This window comes from Streptomyces sp. NPDC012888 (genome assembly GCF_042900645.1).
Taxonomy (GTDB): Bacteria; Actinomycetota; Actinomycetes; order Streptomycetales; family Streptomycetaceae; genus Streptomyces.
Genome location: NZ_JBIBBM010000003.1, coordinates 1 through 20,221, shown reverse-complemented (window position 1 = coordinate 20,221; position 20,221 = coordinate 1). Strand labels below are relative to the sequence as shown.

At 73.3% G+C, this 20,221-nt stretch carries 17 protein-coding genes and 1 rRNA gene; 8 read left to right on the top strand and 10 right to left on the bottom strand.

The window, feature by feature from the left end; all coding sequences use genetic code 11:
- Positions 1–221 precede the first annotated feature (221 nt).
- Both ACFY61_RS04975 and ACFY61_RS04970 read right to left on the bottom strand, forming a co-directional pair.
- Positions 222–878, bottom strand: coding sequence for an HAD family hydrolase (locus ACFY61_RS04975; RefSeq protein ID WP_389467084.1), 657 nt, complete (start codon positions 876–878; stop codon positions 222–224).
- Positions 875–1,381 (bottom strand): DUF6912 family protein, encoded by a 507-nt coding sequence (locus ACFY61_RS04970; protein WP_389467082.1) that lies wholly within the window; start codon positions 1,379–1,381, stop codon positions 875–877. Before ACFY61_RS04970 ends, ACFY61_RS04975 begins: the two co-directional genes overlap by 4 nt.
- A 279-nt stretch (positions 1,382–1,660) precedes the next feature.
- Between ACFY61_RS04970 and ACFY61_RS04965 the strand changes: the two genes are divergently transcribed.
- The gene (locus tag ACFY61_RS04965; protein ID WP_389467081.1) at positions 1,661–2,092 is read left to right on the top strand and encodes an Rv3235 family protein; all 432 of its coding nucleotides are present in this window, start codon (positions 1,661–1,663) and stop codon (positions 2,090–2,092) included.
- Between the two features lie 240 nt (positions 2,093–2,332).
- Here ACFY61_RS04965 and secA read toward each other — a convergent pair whose 3' ends face one another.
- Entirely contained in the window at positions 2,333–5,110 is a 2,778-nt protein-coding gene (gene secA, locus ACFY61_RS04960) for a preprotein translocase subunit SecA (protein ID WP_389467079.1), read from the bottom strand.
- Positions 5,111–5,337: 227 nt separating this feature from the next.
- Between secA and ACFY61_RS04955 the strand changes: the two genes are divergently transcribed.
- Both ACFY61_RS04955 and ACFY61_RS04950 read left to right on the top strand, forming a co-directional pair.
- Positions 5,338–5,928, top strand: a complete 591-nt coding sequence (locus ACFY61_RS04955) for a GNAT family N-acetyltransferase (protein ID WP_389467076.1) — start codon at positions 5,338–5,340, stop codon at positions 5,926–5,928.
- Positions 5,929–5,937: 9 nt separating this feature from the next.
- Positions 5,938–7,104 (top strand): winged helix-turn-helix domain-containing protein, encoded by a 1,167-nt coding sequence (locus ACFY61_RS04950; RefSeq protein ID WP_389467072.1) that lies wholly within the window; start codon positions 5,938–5,940, stop codon positions 7,102–7,104.
- Positions 7,105–7,121: 17 nt separating this feature from the next.
- Here the strand turns inward: ACFY61_RS04950 and ACFY61_RS04945 are convergent, their stop codons facing one another.
- The 6 genes from ACFY61_RS04945 to mtrA all read right to left on the bottom strand — a co-directional run bounded on the left by ACFY61_RS04945 (position 7,122) and on the right by mtrA (position 14,300).
- Positions 7,122–7,823: a response regulator gene (locus ACFY61_RS04945; protein WP_389467069.1), complete on the bottom strand. Its 702-nt coding sequence runs from the start codon at positions 7,821–7,823 to the stop codon at positions 7,122–7,124.
- 179 nt (positions 7,824–8,002) lie between these two features.
- Positions 8,003–8,698, bottom strand: a complete 696-nt coding sequence (hpf, locus tag ACFY61_RS04940) for a ribosome hibernation-promoting factor, HPF/YfiA family (RefSeq protein WP_389467067.1) — start codon at positions 8,696–8,698, stop codon at positions 8,003–8,005.
- A gap of 339 nt (positions 8,699–9,037) precedes the next feature.
- Entirely contained in the window at positions 9,038–9,769 is a 732-nt protein-coding gene (locus ACFY61_RS04935) for a phosphoribosyltransferase family protein (protein WP_389467065.1), read from the bottom strand.
- A gap of 121 nt (positions 9,770–9,890) precedes the next feature.
- Positions 9,891–11,711 carry an LpqB family beta-propeller domain-containing protein gene (locus ACFY61_RS04930; protein ID WP_389467062.1) on the bottom strand — a complete coding sequence of 607 codons (1,821 nt, stop codon included), beginning with the start codon at positions 11,709–11,711 and terminating at the stop codon, positions 9,891–9,893.
- Positions 11,701–13,608: an MtrAB system histidine kinase MtrB gene (gene mtrB / locus ACFY61_RS04925; protein ID WP_389467059.1), complete on the bottom strand. Its 1,908-nt coding sequence runs from the start codon at positions 13,606–13,608 to the stop codon at positions 11,701–11,703. The genes ACFY61_RS04930 and mtrB overlap by 11 nt, the downstream gene beginning before the upstream one ends.
- A 2-nt stretch (positions 13,609–13,610) precedes the next feature.
- The gene (gene mtrA / locus ACFY61_RS04920; protein WP_389467057.1) at positions 13,611–14,300 is read right to left on the bottom strand and encodes a two-component system response regulator MtrA; all 690 of its coding nucleotides are present in this window, start codon (positions 14,298–14,300) and stop codon (positions 13,611–13,613) included.
- A 189-nt stretch (positions 14,301–14,489) separates the two neighbouring features.
- Between mtrA and ACFY61_RS04915 the strand changes: the two genes are divergently transcribed.
- Genes ACFY61_RS04915 through ACFY61_RS04895 form a run of 5 tightly spaced genes read left to right on the top strand, consistent with a single transcriptional unit; the run spans position 14,490 to position 20,004 of the window.
- A complete protein-coding gene (locus ACFY61_RS04915) occupies positions 14,490–15,842 on the top strand; it encodes a hypothetical protein (RefSeq protein ID WP_389467054.1) in 1,353 nt (450 codons plus the stop codon).
- A 4-nt stretch (positions 15,843–15,846) separates the two neighbouring features.
- Positions 15,847–16,509 (top strand): DUF4129 domain-containing protein, encoded by a 663-nt coding sequence (locus tag ACFY61_RS04910; protein WP_389467052.1) that lies wholly within the window; start codon positions 15,847–15,849, stop codon positions 16,507–16,509.
- Positions 16,506–17,717, top strand: a complete 1,212-nt coding sequence (locus tag ACFY61_RS04905) for a DUF4350 domain-containing protein (protein ID WP_389467051.1) — start codon at positions 16,506–16,508, stop codon at positions 17,715–17,717. The genes ACFY61_RS04910 and ACFY61_RS04905 overlap by 4 nt, the downstream gene beginning before the upstream one ends.
- A complete protein-coding gene (locus tag ACFY61_RS04900) occupies positions 17,714–18,694 on the top strand; it encodes an AAA family ATPase (protein ID WP_389467049.1) in 981 nt (326 codons plus the stop codon). Before ACFY61_RS04905 ends, ACFY61_RS04900 begins: the two co-directional genes overlap by 4 nt.
- Entirely contained in the window at positions 18,694–20,004 is a 1,311-nt protein-coding gene (locus tag ACFY61_RS04895) for a DUF58 domain-containing protein (protein ID WP_389467046.1), read from the top strand. Before ACFY61_RS04900 ends, ACFY61_RS04895 begins: the two co-directional genes overlap by 1 nt.
- A 124-nt stretch (positions 20,005–20,128) precedes the next feature.
- On the opposite strand, the gene rrf is transcribed toward ACFY61_RS04895, so the two are convergent.
- Positions 20,129–20,221 (bottom strand): 5S ribosomal RNA (gene rrf, locus ACFY61_RS04890); the annotation flags it as partial.

The window sequence follows — 20,221 nt, the reverse complement described above, 5'->3', positions numbered from 1 at the left end:
TCGGCGGGCGGTTCCGGAAACGGGGATCAGCGAAGACCCGGGCACCGGGGTGCGCCGGGCGCAGGCCGGGGGCCACAGTGCCCCCGAGGACTATCGCGCTGATCACGGGTACAAGGCTATCTCGCCCCACCCCCGGGCCGTCATGAGCTGTATGTGTACAAAACCGGGGGTGGAACTTTGACACTCTGGACAGCGACGTGCGCGCCGACCCGTGCGAGTGACTATCCGGCCAGGTCGCGGGCGGTGCGGACGGCTTCCTCCAGGGTGTCCACGACCGGCACGCCGGCCGCTTCCAGGCTGGTCCGGCTGTGCGACCCGCCGGTGTAGAGCACGGCCCGGGCACCCACGTGGGCGGCGGCCGCCGCGTCGTCCAGGGCGTCTCCGATGAGGACCGTACGTGCGGCGGTCACACCCGTCGGCGCCAGGGCCTCCAGATGGCGTACCAGGTGTCCGGCCTTGGTGGTGTGCGAGGGGCCGGTGCGGCCGTCGACGCGGAGGAAGCGGCCCTCGATGCCGAAGGTCCGCACGAGCGGGACCAGCCGGTCGTGGGGCGCGAGGGAGAGCAGGGACTGGCTCAGCCCCTGCCGCTGCCAGTCCCCGAGCAGCCGGTCCACCCCGTCGGCGAGGCCGGCGTCGGCCGCGGCGGCCCAGTAGTGCCGGTGGAAGGTCTCGTCCATGACCTCCCACTCCTCCTCGGTGGGGAGCCGGCCCATGATCCGCTCGTAGAAGCGGGGGACGGGCACGACGTAGAGGTCGCGGTAGCGCTCCAGGGTGAGCGGCTCGAAGCCGAACTCGGCGAAGGAGGCGTTGGTGGCGGTGATGACGGCGTCGATGTCGTGCAGCAGGGTGCCGTTCCAGTCCCACACGATGTGCGTCATCGGAGCAGCCCCGGGATCTCCTGCACGCCGAACCACAGCAGGTCGTGGTCCTCGGCGCCGTCCACGGCGGCCAGCGCGTCCGCGTCGCCGGCGTCGGCGGCCGCCAGCGCCGACACGGCGGCCGTCACGTCCGCCTCCGCGTCGGGCGCGTCGACGTGCACGGCGGCGGCGACGGCGAGCCGCACGGGGCCGTCCAGCCCGACGCGGCCGACCGCGTCCTCATCCGTCTGCGGACCGGTCACGGCCGACACCACCCGGTCGTTCACGTCCACGGCGACGACCACGCGCTTGCGGGGCGCGCCCGGGTCCCCGGCGAGCATCCGCAGGGAGGCGGCGGCGGCCCGGCCGAGGGCGGCGTACTCCAGCTCCTCGACGTCGTCCGAGCCGTACCACTCGCGCAGGGCCGGGGTGACGGCGTAGGCGGGCAGCGGGGCGGGGCCCAGTTCGCCCGCCTTGTGCGCCTCGGCGAGCCCGGGCAGGGTCAGGGGGACGTACACGCGCATGGCCGGCTGCTTTCCGTAGTCGGGGACGCCCTCAGGATACGGCCGTTCCGCCGTCCGGGGAGGCTCGCGGTCCCCCTTCGTGCAGCTCCGGCCCCTCCCCGGCCCGTCCACCCGACGCCCCGCGGAACCGCCGGCGGCGGGCCGTGGCCTGGGCCCGCTCACCCGGATAGGTGAACCGCGACCCCCCTCCCCGCGCTCCTCCCCCGCCATTGCGGCACGTTCCGCCCACCGCCTAAACCATCCCCACCCACCCGAGACGACGGACCAGGGAACGACGCGATGGACACGATCACCAGCACCCACGGCGGCGGGGGCACCGCCCGGCGGCGTACGGCGGGTACCCGCCCGCGGGGCCGCCGCGACACCCGGCGCCCGGGCGGACCGGGCCGCCCGCCCGCCGAACCCCAGACGTGGTTCGCGCACGCGCTGCTGGCGGTGCTGAGCGGGCAGCGCCCGGTGCACTTCCTGCTGGGCCACACCATCGGCCCCGCGTACGAGCAGCTGATCGACCTCACCAGCACCCCGCCCGACCGGGCGGCACTGCGGCCGGTGCTGCGGCACTGCGGCCGGTTCCGGCCGGGGCCGGGGGTCATCGAGGCGTTCGCGCGGGTGGCGGTCGGCGACCGTGTCACGGCGATGGCCTTCCGCCTGGAACGCGGCCAGGACCTCCGCTGGCGCTGCGCCGCGATCGAAGTGGGCCCCCGCCCATGACCCCTGCCCACCCCCGCCGACACCCGCGGGCCCAGGGCGCGCGACAGACCCCCGTGAGTCCCGTGAGCCCCGGCCGAGCCCATCGGCAACGCACCGGCTCCGCCCGGCCCCGCTCGAACGCCGCTCGGGCCGGACGGCCCCGCCGGGGCCGGAAACGGCGCGGCCGGGGCCGGAAACGGCGCGGCCGGGGCCGGGCCCCTGGGAGGAGGGACCGGCCCCGGCCGGAAGCGCCGAGGGGGGTTACTTCTTGCGGCGGCGGCCACCCGCGGCCTTCGCCGCCTTCCGCCGCTCCGCCCGCGTGAGCCCGTCACCCGAGGCGGGCAGCCCGTCCGCGTCGTAGTCGCTCTCGATCGTGCCCCCCTCCCCGTCCACCGTCGGCGCGGAGAAGTGCAGCCGGTCCGGACGCTGCGGCGCCTCCAGCCCCTTCGCCTTGATCTCGGTGCGCGGCGCCGGCGGCGCGTCCTGCACGGGGACCTCCTCGACCTGCTGCTCGACCTGGACCTCCAGGTTGAACAGGTAGCCGACGGACTCCTCCTTGATGCCCTCCATCATGGCGTTGAACATGTCGAAGCCCTCGCGCTGGTACTCGACCAGCGGGTCCTTCTGGGCCATCGCCCGCAGGCCGATGCCCTCCTGCAGGTAGTCCATCTCGTACAGGTGCTCGCGCCACTTGCGGTCCAGCACCGACAGCACGACCCGCCGCTCCAGCTCGCGCATCACCTCGGAGCCCAGCTGCTTCTCGCGCGCCTCGTACTGCTCGTGGATGTCGTCCTTGACGGACTCCGCGATGAACTCGGCGGTGATCCCGGCCCGGTCGCCGGCCGCGTCCTCCAGCTCTTCCACGGTCACCTTGACCGGGTACAGCTGCTTGAACGCGCCCCACAGCCGGTCCAGGTCCCAGTCCTCGGCGAAGCCCTCGACCGTCTCCGCCGCGATGTACGCGTCGATGGTGTCGTCCATGAAGTGGCGCACCTGCTCGTGCAGGTCCTCGCCCTCCAGCACGCGGCGCCGCTCGCCGTAGATGACCTCGCGCTGCTTGTTCAGCACCTCGTCGTACTTCAGGACGTTCTTGCGGGTCTCGAAGTTCTGCGTCTCGACCTGCGACTGCGCCGACGCGATCGCCCGCGTCACCATCTTGTTCTCGATCGGGACGTCGTCCGGGACGTTGGCCATCGCCATGACCCGCTCGACCATCTGCGCCTTGAACAGCCGCATCAGGTCGTCGCCGAGCGACAGGTAGAAGCGGGACTCGCCCGGGTCGCCCTGACGGCCGGAGCGGCCGCGCAGCTGGTTGTCGATGCGCCGCGACTCGTGGCGCTCGGTGCCCAGCACGTACAGCCCGCCGAGCTCCTTGACCTCCTCGAACTCGGCCTTCACGGCCGCCTCCGCCCGGGAGAGCGCGTCGGGCAGGGCGTGCGCCCACTCCTCGATGTGCTCCTCGGGGTCGAGGCCGCGCTGGCGCAGCTCCGCCTCGGCGAGGTCGTCGGGGTTGCCGCCGAGCTTGATGTCGGTACCGCGGCCGGCCATGTTCGTGGCGACGGTGACCGCGCCGCGGCGGCCGGCCTGGGCGACGATCTGCGCCTCGCGCTCGTGGTGCTTGGCGTTCAGCACCTCGTGCGGGATGCCGCGCTTGCTGAGCTGCTGCGAGAGGTACTCGGACTTCTCGACCGAGGTGGTGCCGACGAGGATCGGCTGGCCCTTCTCGTGCTTCTCGGCGATGTCGTCGACGACGGCGGCGAACTTGGCGACCTCGGTCCGGTAGATGAGGTCCGGCTGGTCCTTGCGCTGCATGGGCCGGTTCGTCGGGATCGGGACGACGCCCAGCTTGTAGATCTGGTGGAACTCGGCGGCCTCGGTCATGGCCGTACCGGTCATGCCCGACAGCTTCGAGTACAGGCGGAAGAAGTTCTGCAGGGTGATCGTGGCGAGGGTCTGGTTCTCGTCCTTGATGTCCACCCCTTCCTTCGCCTCGATCGCCTGGTGCATGCCCTCGTTGTAGCGGCGGCCGGCGAGGATACGGCCGGTGTGCTCGTCGACGATCATGACTTCGCCGTCGATGACGACGTAGTCCTTGTCCTTCTTGAACAGTTCCTTCGCCTTGATGGCGTTGTTCAGGTAGCCGACGAGCGGGGTGTTCACCGACTCGTAGAGGTTGTCGATGCCGAGCCAGTCCTCGACCTTGGCGACACCGGCCTCGTGGATGCCGACGGTGCGCTTCTTCTCGTCGACCTCGTAGTCGCCGGTCTCCTCGATGCCCTTCAGCGGCTGACCGGGCTCGCCCTTGGTCAGGCGGGTGACCAGCTTGGCGAAGTCGCCGTACCACTTGGTGGCCTGGTCGGCCGGGCCGGAGATGATCAGCGGGGTGCGGGCCTCGTCGACGAGGATGGAGTCGACCTCGTCGACCACGGCGAAGTTGTGGCCGCGCTGCACCAGCTCGTCCTTCGACCACGCCATGTTGTCGCGCAGGTAGTCGAAGCCGAACTCGTTGTTCGTGCCGTAGGTGATGTCGCAGGCGTACTGCTCGCGGCGCTGCGCCGGCGTCATGTTCGCCAGGATGCAGCCGACGGACAGGCCCAGGAACTTGTGGACCCGGCCCATCATCTCGGAGTCGCGCTCCGCGAGGTAGTCGTTCACCGTGATCAGGTGGACGCCCTTGCCGGACAGCGCGTTCAGGTAGGCGGGGAGGGTGCCGACGAGGGTCTTGCCCTCACCGGTCTTCATCTCGGCCACGTAGCCGAGGTGCAGCGCCGCGCCGCCCATCAGCTGGACGTCGTAGTGCCGCTGGCCGAGGACGCGCTTGGCGGACTCGCGGACGGTGGCGAACGCCTCCGGGAGCAGGTCGTCCAGGCTCTCGCCGTCCTGGTAGCGCTGCTTGTACTCGTCCGTGAGCGCCCGCAACTCGGCGTCGGAGAGGTTGACGAAGTCCTCTTCGATGGAGTTGACCTGGTCCGCGATGCGGTGCAGTTTGCGCAGGATCTTGCCTTCGCCTGCACGCATGAGCTTGTTGAAGACGGACACCGAGGTTTGTCTCCTTGCCGGTCGGGCCTGGCACTGGTTCGTGACGGGCACGGCAGGTGGACCCCACCGCAACGGTCATCGTAAGCGAGGACGCCGCCGCGCCGGGAGGTCTGCCGTCGCCGCCGGGCGGCACATCGCCCGGAATGAGAACGTACGGGGGACACGGAAGGTGCCGCCCGGCCAGAAAAGTGTTCGCCCGGGACCCTCCGCGGCCGCAGAATGCCCGCATGGAGCCCGTGACCCTCACCACCGACCGCCTCGTGCTGCGGCCCTTCGGACCGGACGATGCCGGCGAGGTGCACGCCGCCTGCCAGGACCCCGACATCCACCGCTGGACCGCCGTGCCCTCCCCCTACGGCCGGGAGCAGGCCGAGGGCTGGGTGACCGAGGTGATGCCGCGCGCCTGGGCCGAGGACACCGAGTACGGCTTCGCCGTCCGCCCGCGCGGGGGCGGGCCGCTGCTCGCCTCGGTCGGCGTCCACGTATCCGGCGTGCCCGGCGCCCGCGCGTACGAGATCGGCTACTGGGCCACCCGCGAGCACCGCGGCCGCGGTTACGTGAGCGAGGCCGTGACGGGCGTGGCCCGCTGGCTGTTCACGGACGTCGGCGCGGCCCGGCTGCAGTGGCGGGCGGAGGTCGGCAACACGGCCTCGCGGGCCGCCGCCGAGAAGGCCGGGTTCCGCTTCGAGGGCACCCTGCGCGCGGCCCTGGACGTCCGGGGGACCCGGCGCGACGCCTGGGTGGGCGGCCTGCTACCGGCCGACCTGGGGCTGCCCGCTCCGGTCCCGTACCTGCCCGCTGTCAGTGCCGGGGCCTAGGCTGCGGCCATGACCGTCCTCTCGCTGTCCGCCGACGAAGCACGACGCATCGCCCTGCGCGCCCAGGGGTTCCTCGGGGCCCCCGACCGGCGCGGCGGGGTCCGGGGGGTGCTGCGGCACCTGGGCGCCGTGCAGCTGGACACGATCTCGGTGCTGGCGCGCTCGCACGAGCTGGTCCCGTACGCCCGGCTGGGCGCGGTGGGCCGTGCCGAGGTCGAGCGCGCGTACTGGAGCGACGGTCACGCCTTCGAGTACTGGTCCCACGCGGCCTGCATCCTGCCCATCGAGGAATGGCCACATTTCGCCTTCCGACGGCGGGCCCGCCGGGAGCACGGCTACCGCTGGCACCGGATGAAGGACCGCGAGGCCTCCTGCGCGCTCGTACTGGACCGGCTCAAGGCCGAGGGCCCGCTGACCTCGACCGAGCTGGGCGGTGCCAAGAACGGCGGCCCGTGGTGGGACTGGTCCGAGACCAAGATCGCGGTGGAGTGGCTGCTGGACGCCGGTGACGTGGTCTGCACCCAGCGGCGGAGCTGGAAGCGGGTCTACGACCTGGCCGAGCGGGCCGTGCCGGACGCGCTGCTGCACGACGACCTGGACGACGCCGAGTGCCTGCGCCGCCTCGTCGCGCTGGCCGGCCGGTCCCTGGGCGTGGGCACCCGCGCGGACATCGCCGACTACCACCGCATCAAGGGCGAGCAGTTCGACGCGGTGATCGCCGACTCCGGGCTGGTTCCGGTGCGGGTCGAGGGCTGGGACAAGCCGGCCTGGGCCGACCCGGAGGCGCTGGCGGCTCCCGTGCGCGGCCGGCACCGGACGACCCTGCTCTCCCCGTTCGACTCCCTGGTCTGGGAGCGCCCGCGGACCGAGCGGATCTTCGGCTTCAGCCACAAGCTGGAGGCGTACGTCCCCAAGCCGCAGCGGATACACGGCTACTTCGCGATGCCGCTGCTGAGCGGCGGCCGGCTCCAGGGGCGGGTCGACCCGGCCCGCGAGGGCCGCACGCTGGTGGCCCGGCAGCTCTCGCTCACCTCGCCGAAGGCCGCGCCCGCCATGGCGGCGGCCCTGCGGGAGGCGGCGGAGTGGGTGGGATGCGACGCGGTGCGGGTGGAACGCGCCCAGACCCCCGCGGAGGCGGCGGCGGTCACCGCCGAGCTGGCCGTCCTCGGCGCCTAGCGGGGAGCGACCGGACGCTAGCGGATCTCCAGGATCTTCTCCCGCATCGCGTACACCACGGCTTCCATCCGGGAATGCAGCTGCAGTTTCTCCAGGATGTTCCGGACGTGGTTCTTGACCGTGTTCTCGGAGATGAACAACTCCTTGGCGATGTCCCGGTTGTTCATCCCCGTGGCCACCAGTTTGAGGACCTCCAGCTCGCGGTCGGTCAGCCTCGGCGCCGGGAGCAGCCGCTTCTCGTCGGTGCGCTGGATCATCGACTTGAACTCGGTCAGCAGTTTCGACGCCATCGAAGGGCTGATCTGCGACTGTCCGTCCGCCACGGCGCGGATGGCGGTCGCCACCTCGTCCGTCGAGATCTCCTTGAGCAGGTAGCCCGTGGCCCCCGCCTTGATCGCGTCGTAGAGGTCCGCCTCCTCGTCGCTGATCGTCAGCATGATGATCTTCGCGGAGGGTGCGACTTCCTTGATCGAGGTGCACGCCTCGATCCCGCCCCGCCGCGGCATCCGCACGTCCATCAGCACGATGTCCGGAAGCAGGTCGGCGGCCTTGTCGACGGCCTCCGCCCCGTCCCCGGCCTCGCCGACGACCTGGATGTCCTCCTCCTGTGCGAGGACGATTTCCAGGCCGCGCCGGAACAGCGCGTGGTCGTCCACCACGAGCACCCGGATCGGCTCACCGCCGGCCGCCTCTCGCACCGGTGCGAAGGTGTCCGCCATCGTTCCTCCCCCTGAAGCCCTGTGCCGGGCCAACCGGGCAGGTCCGGCCGCCGGTTGACTGCCCGCCATGATTCCACGTCCGGGCGCCCCGGAATCGCCTCATTCGGCCCGCTTGGCTCATACGGGTGCCCCCGCGGGGGCGCCGGAGCGTCCCGCAGGGGCACCGATGGGCGTGGACGTCAGCCGCCGAGCGCGCCGCCCGCGCCGCCGGCCTCGAAGCTGCCGGAGGTCGCGGCGTCGGGGCTCAGGTGGATGACGCCGTAGTCGTAGGCGTGGCGCCGGTAGACGACGCTGGGCTGCTTGGTGTCCGAGTCGACGAACAGGTAGAAGTCGTGGCCGACCAGCTCCATCTCGTACAGGGCCTGGTCCAGCGACATGGGCGCGGCCGCGTGCGTCTTCTCGCGGACGATCAGCGGGCCCTCGCCCTGCACTTCGAGCGATCCGATCCGGGTCGTCGGGATCGCGTCCAGCTGCTCTTCGGAGACCACCTCTCCGTTTCCGTTCAACGTCGCGGCGTCCGGGACGTGGTCGGCGACCTCGGCCGCCGAGAGCCGCCCGGTACCGCGGCGGGTGTGGCGCTTGTCGTGCTGCTTGCGCAGCCGGGCTTCGAGCTTGTCCTGGGCCAGGTCCAGTGCCGCGTACGGATCGGCGGCGGAGGCCTCGGCACGGATCACCGGGCCCCGCGAACGAAGGGTGATCTCGACGCGGTCGGAACGGTCGGCCTGGCGCGGGTTGTGCTCCTTGGACACCTCGACGTCCAGGCTGATCACCTTGGCGTCGAGCTTCTGGATCCGCTCCGGATTCAGCTTCTCGGCCACGTGCTTGCGGAACCGCTCGGGCACTTCGGTCTTGCGGCCCTTGACGACGATGTCCACGCAGAACTCCGTTCCCGGATTGCCCCGCCCTTCGCCGGGCGAAGCGTCTCCCTCTTGCACCAGACTCCGGTGGGCACCGGAGTCTCGGACTTGGCGACTTTCACCTCCTCCTCCCCCATCGGCAAGATCACCACCCCACCGACTCGGGAGTCGAGGGACACGCACACCTGCATACGTATCCCGACTGCGTCGGTACCCAAGGATCGCCAGTTCCTTACAACCGAACATATCTCTGATGGCCGGTTGTCGGCACCCGCTACCGGGACGTACCTCCCGTCACGTGTTCGTTCCCTCGTACTACCTGCAACGATGCGCGTTCCCCGGCAGTTCCGAATCCATTCACGGATTTTCCTGCTCCGTACGGTGCCCGGCTTCCTCCCCGCGCTTCCGGAACGCTCCCGCCGGTGCCGCCACGACCGCCGCCGAGGCCACCGCGACACCCGCCTCGCGCAGCGCCCGCGCCGCCTCGGCGAGCGTCGCCCCCGTCGTCACCACGTCGTCCACGAGCACGACCGGAAGCCCGGCCACCGCGCCCGGCACCCGCCCGCGCACCCGCAGCGCACCCGCGAGGTTCTCCCGGCGCTCCCGCGCCCGCAGCCCCGCCTGGTCCGCCACCGCCCGCCCGAGGGCCAGTACGGGCACCACCCGGGCCCGCGCCCCGCCACTCCGGAGCTCCGCCGCGGCCGCCGCGGCGATCCGCCGCACCGGGTCGTGGCCCCGCGCCCGGACCTGCCGCCCCGCCGACGGCACGGGCACCAGCACCGGCCCCGGCCCGCACGGCGGCCCAGCCGTCGGCCCGGCGCGGCCACCGCCCCGCACCGCAGCCGCCAGCGCCCCGCCCAGCGCCCCGGCCAGCGGCAGCGCCCCGCGCTCCTTGTGGGCCAGCACGACGGCCCGTACGACCCCCTCGTACGCGGCGGCCGCCCACACCCCCGGCAGCCCGGCCGGCGCCGCCCGCGGCCGCACCGGCCCGCCCCCCGGCCCGGCCAGGGCCTCCCGGCACCGCGTGCACAGCACGCTGCCGCCCCGCCCGCAGCCGGCGCACTCCGCCGGCAGGACGAGCCCCGTCATCTCCTGCCACCATCCCCGCACGGCTCCCACTCTGGCCGCCGGGGCACCCGCCCGCGACCCCTGTGGAAAACCGCGGGAGCGGAACCGGGACCGGGACCGGGACTGTCCCGCCCCGCCACGCTCAGCCCGGGTAGACCGGGGCGCTGCCGCTCGCCGACACGGTGCGCCACTGGGCGCCCGGCGGCAGCCACACGATGTTGTCGTCCGCCGAGTAGGCGACCACCGGCTGCCGCTCGTCCTCCGACGCGGCGATCTGCAGCAGCCCCGTCGCGCCCGGCAGGCTGCCCGCAGCCATCGAGCCGTCGGCCTGGATGTAGCGGGCCTGCATGACCCCGCCGCTCTCCCGGCCGACCACCAGCAGCCGCCCGCGCGGCGCCCAGCTCATCGCCGTCACGTCCGCCATCGTCGGGGCGCCCGGCCGCAGCCCGCGCACCGTGACCCGGCCCGCGTCCGCCGGGTCCCCGGACCGCTCGACCCGCCCGATCAGCAGTTCCTTGCGGGCCCCGTCCTTCGACACCAGCAGCGCCAGCCGGACCCCGTCGGAGGAGATCCGCAGCGACTCGATCCGCCCGCCGAGCCCGGTCACCTCCACCTTCTGCGGGGCGCCGACACCGGACGGGATCCGCCACAGCGCCGGCTGCTGCTCGTCCCGGTCGGCGACCCACAGGTCGCCGTGGCCGTCCCAGGTGGGCGCCGACAGCCCGCCCCGGACCCGGCTGGTCAGGGCCGGCCCCGGCAGCGGACCCGCCGTGGTCAGCGAGACCACGTACAGGTGGTGGCCGTCCTCGCTGACCACCGCCGCCCGCTTCTCCTCGTGCGCGACCGCGGCCGTGCCCACCTTCAGCTGGGCCGCGGTGGACAGCGGGCCGCTCACCGGCACCGCGACCGGGCTGGACTGCTGCTCGGGATCGCGGGGCAGGGTGATCCGCATCAGCTTGTGGCCGTCGACGAAGTACTGGTGGTCGGGGATCGGGACCCGGTTGGCGATGGTGGCGGCCACCCCCTCGTCCAGCCCGCACAGCGTCTTGCCGTCCTCGCCGACCAGCTCGACCCGGCCGACCCTGGACGAGGTCAGGTCGTGCACGGTGTACATGACCTGCGTGGCCATGCGCTGGCACTGCGGCTCGGCGACGTCGTCGGCCTTGTCGTTCAGCGGCACCCGCAGCGTGTTCTGCCCGTCGTACGCGAGGGACGTGGTGCCCTCCCGCAGGGCCGTCCCGGCCGGGAAGCCCGACGTGACCACCGGATCCAGCCAGGCCGAGGGGCCGGCGAGCAGCGAGGTCAGGGTCTGCGTCATCCGGTCCATGCGCGAGTCCGGGTCGGTGCGCTGCCGGACGTAGACCGGGTCGGCGACGAGCGTCCCCGAAGCGAAGTAGTACTTGTTGACCGGCATGAAGATCCGCTGGAAGTCGGACTCGCCGAGGACGAGGCCGTCCGGCAGCGACGCGATGCGCCACTGGTTTTCCTTGTTCTTCACCAGCTGGAGGTACTTCTCGTAGGGCACGCCGCCGGTGTCCGGGTGGTAGGCGTTCCGCTCGTCGACGGTGGCGACCTTCTTGCCGGACAGCTTGAACCGGGGCGCCTCGTCGTCCTTGTCCTTCTCCCGCTTGTCGGGGGTGAGGTCGCGGCCGGAGGCGAGCACGGTGATGCCCGAGCTCGGCTTCCAGGCCTTCGCCGCCTCGTCCGTCAGGTACTGGCGGGCCGTGGACAGCCGCGGGTCGTCCGAGGTCATCGCCTCCAGGAACCCGCCGACGATCTCGGCGGGGCCCGCGTTGGGGGCCGGCGGCACCCCGAACACCCGGACCTGCGAGTCCACGCCCTGGGTGGCCGAAACCTTGCGGACCTCTCCCCGGTCGGGCATGGAAGCGCAGCCGGCCAGCAGCAGCCCGGCACCGCCCAGGGCGAGGCCGCCCCGCACCCGTCGCCGCCGCCTAGCGTCCACGTGCTTCGTCCTCTCGGTCGCTGCTGTCGCCCGCGCCGCCGGTCCGCGGCACCACACGCGCCCCGCTGCCCGGAAGGGCGGTCGGATCGGCCGGTACCGGCACCGCGGTGGTCACGGCCGGCCGCGGCGGTATCGGCGACCGGTCGGCGCCGGGATCGACGGCCGGCCGGGCCGGTACGTCGGCCTCCGCGGCCGCCCGGGCCCGGTTCGCCCGGGAGTCCTCGGGCTCCAGCGGGATCGGCGAGCCGCGCAGCGGCTCGTCCGCGGTGCGCGGCAGCGTCAGCCGGAACTGCGAGCCGCCGCCCGGCTCGCCCCAGGCCTGGAGCCAGCCGCCGTGCAGCCGTGCGTCCTCGACGGCGATGGACAGGCCGAGGCCGGTGCCGCCGGTGGTACGGGCGCGGGCCGGGTCGGCCCGCCAGAACCGGTTGAAGACCCGGGTGGCCTCACCGGGCTTCAGCCCCACGCCGTAGTCGCGGACGGCGACCGCGACGGCCCCGCCCGCGGAGGCCAGGCGTACGACGACGTCCCGGCCCTCACCGTGCTCGACGGCGTTGACGACCAGGTTGCGCAGCACCCGCTCGACCCGCCGGGCGTCGGCCTCGGCCACCACCGGCTGGCTGTCGCCGAGCACCCGGATCCGGGTGCCCTTGGCCTCGGCCAGCGGCTCCGCGCCGTCGATGACCCGGCGTACGACGTCCCGCAGGTCTATCGGCTCGGCCTCCAGGGCAGCGGCGCCCGCGTCGAACCGGCTGATCTCCAGCAGGTCGGCGAGCAGCGACTCGAACCGGTCCAGCTGGCCCGCCAGCAGCTCGGCGGAGCGGGCGGTGACCGGGTCGAAGTCGGCCCGGGCCTCGTGGATGACGTCGGCCGCCATCCGGACCGTGGTCAGCGGGGTGCGCAGCTCGTGCGAGACGTCCGAGACGAACCGGCGCTGCATCCGGGACAGGTCCTCCAGCTGCTGGATCTTGGTCTGGAGGTTCTGGGCCATCTTGTTGAAGGCCTCGCCGAGCCGGGCGATGTCGTCCTCGCCGGTGACCTTCATCCGCTCCTGCAGCTTGCCCGCGGAGAGCCGCTCGGCGACCCCGGCGGCCATCCGCACCGGCGTGACGACCTGCCGCACCACCAGCCAGGCGATCGCGCCGAGCAGCACCACCACGAACAGGCCCGCGGTGGCGATGGTGCCCCTGACCAGGTTGAGGGACTGCTCCTCGTGGGTCAGCGGGAACAGGTAGTACAGGTGGTACGGGTCGCCGTTGATGTCGGTCAGCCGCTTGCCGATGACCAGCGCGGGCTCCGACGCCGCCTTCGGCGTGCTGTACCGGATCCGCGAGAAGGTCTGGTAGGGGCCCGACCGGTTGTCCACGGCGGTGCGCAGCGAGGCCGGGATGCTGGTGGCGGGGTCGACGTCGCCGGAGGCACGGGCACCGCGGACGCCCTCACCGGGGTCGTCGGTACCGGCGCCCAGCGCGACCACCTCGAAGGCCGTCTGGCCCCCACTGGCGAGCTGCTTGACCAGGCCGTTCATCCAGGTACTGGCGTCGCGGCCGACCTTGACGTCCACCGCCGCCGGATCCTGGCCGTCGGCCGCCGACGGCACGTTGGCGCGTTCCTGGGCGACCGCGAACCCACCCGCGGCCTGGCTCTGCGCGGCCTTCTGCTTGGCGTCGAGGAGGCCGGCGCTGACCTGCCCGATGACCACGAACCCGAGCAGCAGGACCACGCCCAGCGACATCAGCAGGGTGGCTGCGACCACCCGGAGCTGGATGTTGCGCCGCCACAGCCGGACCGCCGGCAGCAGCGGCCTGCGCACCAGTCGTACGAGGAGTCGCAGTACGGGGCCGCCGGGCGCCCCGTCCTGGAGCAGCCGACCGGCCCGCCGGGACCTGCCGGAGGCCATGGTCAGCTCGGCCCGGCCTTGTAGCCGACGCCACGGACCGTCACGACGATCTCGGGACGCTCCGGGTCCCGCTCGACCTTGGAGCGCAGCCGCTGCACGTGCACGTTCACCAGGCGGGTGTCCGCGGCGTGCCGGTAACCCCACACCTGCTCCAGCAGCACCTCGCGGGTGAACACCTGCCAGGGCTTCCGGGCGAGCGCGACCAGCAGGTCGAACTCCAGCGGGGTCAGCGCGATGGACACGCCGTCCCGCTTCACGGAGTGACCGGCCACGTCGATGACCAGGTCACCGATGGTCAGCTGCTCCGGCGCGGGCTCCTCGGAGCGCCGCAGCCGGGCCCGGATCCGGGCCACCAGCTCCTTCGGCTTGAACGGCTTGACGATGTAGTCGTCGGCCCCGGACTCCAGGCCCACGACGACGTCGACGGTGTCGCTCTTCGCGGTCAGCATGACGATCGGCACGCCGGACTCGGCGCGGATCAGCCGGCAGACCTCTATGCCGTCCCGTCCGGGCAGCATGAGATCCAGCAGCACCAGGTCTGGCTTGGCCTCTCGAAAGGCAGCCAGGGCCTTGTCGCCGTCCGCTACGAACGACGGCTCGAAACCTTCTCCACGCAGCACAATGCCGAGCATCTCGGCCAGCGCGGTGTCGTCGTCGACGACAAGGACGCGTCCCTTCATGGTTGACATCATCCCATTAGCCAATCGTTACCCGGCGTGAGGTGGCACACAGCGGTGCCCCTGTGATCCAGTCGACCAGTCTGCCCGCTCGGCAGGTGACAATTGAAGCCGTGAGCAGGGCCGGGATACGGGGGAGGGCCGGTCCGCCCGGGAGATCACGTGGCACGATGACAGCCGACCACGCCCCCTGAAGGAGCGACGATGAACGACTCTCCGGGCTGGGCCTCGCCCGGGTCCGATCCGTCCGACGGCGACCGGCCTGCCGCACGACCCGAGCAGCCCGCCCAGCCGGCTCCGCAACCCCAGCAGCCCCAGCAGCCGCAGAAGTGGGCCGCCGAGCAGCCCCCGCCGGGCACCGGCGCCCCCCAGGAGGGCGTCTGGGGCTCGCCGAACGCGAACGCCACCGGCACCGGCACCGGCCCGGGCACCGCCCCCGGCCCGGGCACCCCGCCCCCCGCCCCGCCGCACCCCCGCACAGGCTGGAACGCCGGCACCACCCCCGGCACCGGCTGGGGCGCCCCCCAGTACCCCGGGCACGCCCCCGGCGGCTGGGGCAAGCCGCCCGCGGCCAAGCCCGGCGTGATCCCGCTGCGCCCCCTGGGCCTCGGCGAGATCCTCGACGGCGCGTTCTCCACCCTGCGCAGCCACTGGCGGTCCGTGCTGCCCATCAGCTTCGGCGTGGCCGTGGTCGCCGTCCTGGCGATCACCCTCGTCCAGGGCCTGATGCTCGACCGGATGGAAGCCCTGGACTCCGAGTCCGCCGACGTGGACGACCTCGTCAGCTTCCTGTCCGGCACCCTGCTGGCCGGCGCAGGCGCCCTCGTCATCACCTTCCTCGGCACGATCGTGGCCACCGCCATGCTCACGATGATCTACAGCCGTGCCGTCCTGGGCCGCCCGTCCTCCGTCGGCGAGGCCTGGCGCGAGTGCCGCCCGCAGCTGCTGCGACTGGCCGGCCTGACCGCCCTGGTCGCCATCGGTGGCGGCGTCATCGTCGCCCTCGGCTTCCTGCCGGCCGTCATAGCGGCCGCCGCCGGCATGGGCGGCGCGGGCGTCGCCGTCCTCGCCGTCCTCGGCGGACTGGCCGGCCTCGTCGTCTGGGTGTGGCTCTACATCCGGGTCAGCCTCGCCCCGTCCGCGCTGATGCTGGAACGCAGCGGCGTCTTCAAGAGCCTCGCCCGCTCCGACAAGCTGGTCCGCGGCGCCTGGTGGCGCATCCTCGGCATCTCGCTGCTCGCCTCCGTCATCGCCGGCGCCGTCGAGTTCATCATCGGCATCCCGTTCTCGGTCGTGGCGCTGATCTCCGAGGGCGTCAGCAACCCCGAAGGCATGGACGGCCTTGCCACGAGCTGGACCTACCTGGTCATCATCGGCATCGGCTCGGTCATCGCCATGACCATCACCCTGCCCTTCAAGGCCGGCGTCTCCGTCCTGCTCTACATCGACCAGCGCATCCGCCGCGAGGCCCTGGACCTGGAACTCGCCCGCGCCGCGGGCGTCCAGGACTACGGCACCACCCCCGGCGGCGGCACCCCGCCCCCGGCCGGGAGCTGATGCGATGACCGGCCCGGGGGGACTGCCCGTCAGCGAGACACCACCGGTGACGACACCGCGCGAAGCGGCCCGTGAGGCCGCCGAACGCGAGCTGTCCAAACCGATGTACCACGAGAACGACCCCAGCCTGCTCGACCGCGCCCTGCGCCGGGTCCTCGCCTGGGTCGACGACCTGTTCGCCGCCGCCGCCGGGGCCGCCCCCGGCGGCACCCTGGGCATCGTCGTGGTCGTCGTACTGATCGTGCTCGCCGTCGCCCTGCTGTGGTGGCGCCTCGGCACCCCCCGCCCGGTCGCCGCCCCCACCGGCGGCCTGCTGGGCGAACGGGCCCGCACCGCCGCCGACTACCGGTCCTCCGCCCAGGCCCACGCCGCCGCCGGCCACTGGACCGAAGCCGTCCAGGACCGCATGCGCGCCCTCGTCCGCTCCCTGGAGGAACGCGTCCTGCTGGAGCCCCGCCCCGGCCGCACCGCCGACGAGGCCGCCGCCGAAGCAGCCGTGCCCCTCCCGGCACACTCCGCGGAACTCCGCGCGGCCGCCCGCCTCTTCGACGACGTCACCTACGGCGGCCGCACCGCCGACCAGGCCATGTACGCCCGCCTCACCGCCCTCGACACCGCCGTCGAACGCACCAGGCCGGCCCTCTCCGGCACCGGGGCCGCCCAGTGACCACCACCCGGACCCCCGGCACCGCCGACCCCCGCCGCACCTCCACCGCGCCCGACGCCACCACCGTCTGGCGGCGCGCCCGCGGCTTCCTCCTCGCCCTCGCCGTGCTCATCGCCACCGGCGTGGCCATAGCCGCCTTCAACTCCGGCAAGAACCACGCCGCCCTCGACCCCCGCTCCACCGACGCCGCCGGCAGCCGCGCCCTCGCCGAACTCCTGGGGGAACGCGGCGTCACCACCCGTGTGGTCACCAGCACCCGGGAAGCCGCCCGGGCCGCCGGCCCGGACACCACCCTCCTGGTCACCTCGCCCGAACTCCTCTCCCCCGACCGGCTCTCCACCCTCAAGGCCGCCACCGACCGCTCCGGCGGCCGCACCGTCCTCGTGGAACCCGACAGCAGCAGCCTCGCCACCCTCGCCCCCGGCGTACGCACCCGGCCCGCCCGGTCCGACGAGGTCCGCGCCCCCGCCTGCACCCTCCCCGCCGCCGTCACCGCCGGCCCCGCCGCGACCGGCGGCGGCAACCGCTACACCACCGACACCCCCGGGGTCACCGCCTGTTACCCCGACGGCGACGAAGCCACCCTGCTCCTGCTCCCCGCCCCCTCGGGCGGCGACACCGTGCTCCTCGGCTCCGCCGGCATCCTGCTGAACGAGACCCTCGCCGAGGAAGGCAACGCCTCCCTCGCCCTGCACACCGTCGGCACCCGGCCCCAACTCGTCTGGTACCTCCCCTCCCTGGCCGAGGCCGCCGAGTCCGGCCGGCCCGACGAGGACAAGAGCCTCTTCCAGCTCATCCCGGCCGGCTGGGGCTGGGCCGTCTTCCAACTCGCCCTGGCCGCCGCCGTCGCCGCCCTCTGGCGCGGCCGTCGCCTCGGCCCCCTGGTCACCGAACGCCTGCCCGTCGTCGTCCGCGCCTCCGAGGCCACCGAGGGCCGCGCCCGCCTCTACCGCAAGGCGGGCGCCCGTGACCGCGCCGCCACCGTGCTGCGCGCCGCCACCCGCGAACGCCTCGCCGCGCTCCTCGGCGTACCGGCCGCCCAGACCCACGACCCGGCAGTCCTGCTGCCCGCCGTGTCGGCCAAACTCCCCGGTCCCGCACCGGAACTGACCACCCTTCTCTTCGGCGGCACCCCCGCCGACGACGCGGCGCTCGTCGCGCTCGCCGACCACCTCGACGCCCTCGAAAGAGAGGTCCGCACCTCATGACGTCCCCGACCACCGAGTCCGCCGCCGCCGACAGCGCCCGCGCCTCCCTGGAGGCGCTCCGCACCGAGATCGGCAAGGCCGTGGTCGGCCAGGACTCCACCGTCACCGGTCTGGTCGTAGCCCTCCTCTGCCGCGGCCACGTCCTCCTCGAAGGCGTCCCCGGAGTCGCGAAGACCCTCCTCGTGCGGGCCCTCGCCGCCTCCCTCGAACTCGACACCAAGCGCGTCCAGTTCACCCCCGACCTGATGCCCTCCGACGTCACCGGCTCCCTCGTCTACGACGCCCGGACCGCCGAGTTCTCCTTCCAGAACGGCCCGGTCTTCACCAACCTGCTGCTCGCCGACGAGATCAACCGCACCCCGCCCAAGACCCAGTCCTCCCTCCTGGAGGCGATGGAGGAACGCCAGGTCACCGTCGACGGCGTCCCCCGGCCCCTGCCGGAACCCTTCCTGGTCGCCGCCACCCAGAACCCCGTCGAGTACGAGGGCACCTATCCCCTCCCAGAGGCCCAACTCGACCGCTTCCTGCTCAAACTGACGGTCCCTCTTCCCTCGCGCGCCGACGAGATCGACGTCCTGACCCGGCACGCCGCCGGCTTCGACCCGCGCGACCTGAAGGCCGCCGGCGTCCGCCCGGTCGCCGGACCCGCCGACCTGGAAGCGGCCCGTCAGGCCGTCGCCCGCGTCTCCGTCTCCCCCGAGATCGCCGGCTACGTCGTCGACGTCTGCCGTGCCACCCGCGAATCGCCCTCCCTCACCCTGGGCGTCTCCCCCCGCGGCGCCACCGCCCTGCTCGCCACCTCGCGCGCCTGGGCCTGGCTCACCGGACGCGACTACGTCACCCCCGACGACGTGAAGGCCCTCGCCCTGCCCACCCTGCGGCACCGCATCCAGCTCCGCCCCGAGGCCGAGATGGAAGGGGTCACGGCCGACGCCGTCCTCACCGCGATCCTCTCCCACGTCCCCGTCCCCCGCTGATGGGTTTCACCGGACGCGCCGCCCTGATCGCGGCCCTCGGCAGCATCCCGGTCGGCATCCTCGAACCGAGCTGGACGGGGATCCTCGCGGTCAACGGACCCCTGGCCCTGGCCTGCGCGGCGGACGCCGCGCTGGCCGCCCCCGTCCGCTCGCTCGCGCTGGCCCGCTCCGGCGACACCTCCGTCCGCCTCGGCGAGACCGCCGACGTCCACCTCACCCTCACCAACCCGGGCACCCGCCCGCTCCGGGCCCTCCTGCGCGACGCCTGGCCGCCGAGCAGCTGGCTCCCGGGCACCGAGACCGACGCGTCCCGGCACCGCCTGACCGTCCCTGCCGGCGAACGCCGTCTCCTCACCACCCGGCTCCGCCCGACCCGCCGCGGCGACCACGAGGCGGACCGGATCACCGTCCGTTCGTACGGTCCGCTCGGCCTCTGGGCCCGCCAGGGCGCCCACGTCGCCCCCTGGACCGTCCGCGTACTGCCCCCCTTCGCCAGCCGCAAGCACCTGCCGTCCCGCCTGGCCCGGCTACGCGAACTCGACGGCCGCACCAGCGTGCTGACCCGCGGCGAGGGCACCGAGTTCGACAGCCTCCGCGACTACGTCCCCGGCGACGACACCCGTTCCATCGACTGGCGCGCCACGGCCCGCCAGCAGAGGGTCGCCGTCCGCACCTGGCGCCCGGAACGCGACCGCCACATCCTGATCTGCCTGGACACCGGCCGCACCTCGGCCGGCCGGGTCGGCGACGCCCCCCGCCTGGACGCCGCCATGGACGCGGCCCTGCTCCTCACCGCCCTGGCCACCCGCGCCGGTGACCGCGTGGACCTCCTGGCCCACGACCGCCGCACCCGCGCCCTCGTCCAGGGCCGCTCCGCCGCGGACACCCTGCCGGCGTTCGTGAACGCGATGGCCCCGCTGGAACCGGAGCTCGTCGAGACGGACTCCCGCAGCCTGGTCTCCACCATCCTGCGCAGCGCTCCGCGCCGCTCCCTGGTGGTCCTCCTGACCAGCCTGGACGCCGCCCCGATCGAGGAGGGCCTGCTGCCGCTCCTCACCCGCCTCACCCAGCGCCACACGGTGCTGCTGGCGTCGGTGGCCGACCCCCACGTCGAGGAGATGGCCACGTCCCGCGGTTCGGTCGACGAGGTGTACGAGGCGGCAGCCGCGACCCAGACCCGGTCCCAGCGCCGCCGTACCGCGGACCAGCTCTCCCGCCATGGCGTCCACGTCGTCGACGCCACCCCGGACACCCTGGCCCCCGCCTTGGCCGACGCGTACCTCTCCCTCAAAGCCGCCGGCCGCCTTTAGCCCGCAACCATGCCCCCGCCCGCTTTCGGCGGGGGCACCAGCAACGTCAGCCGGTCGCGTGCCCCAAACGCAGAAAAGCCCCGTACCAGATCACTCGATCGGTACGGGGCTTCCCGCAATGATTGTTCGGCGGCGTCCTACTCTCCCACAGGGTCCCCCCTGCAGTACCATCGGCGCTGAAAGGCTTAGCTTCCGGGTTCGGAATGTAACCGGGCGT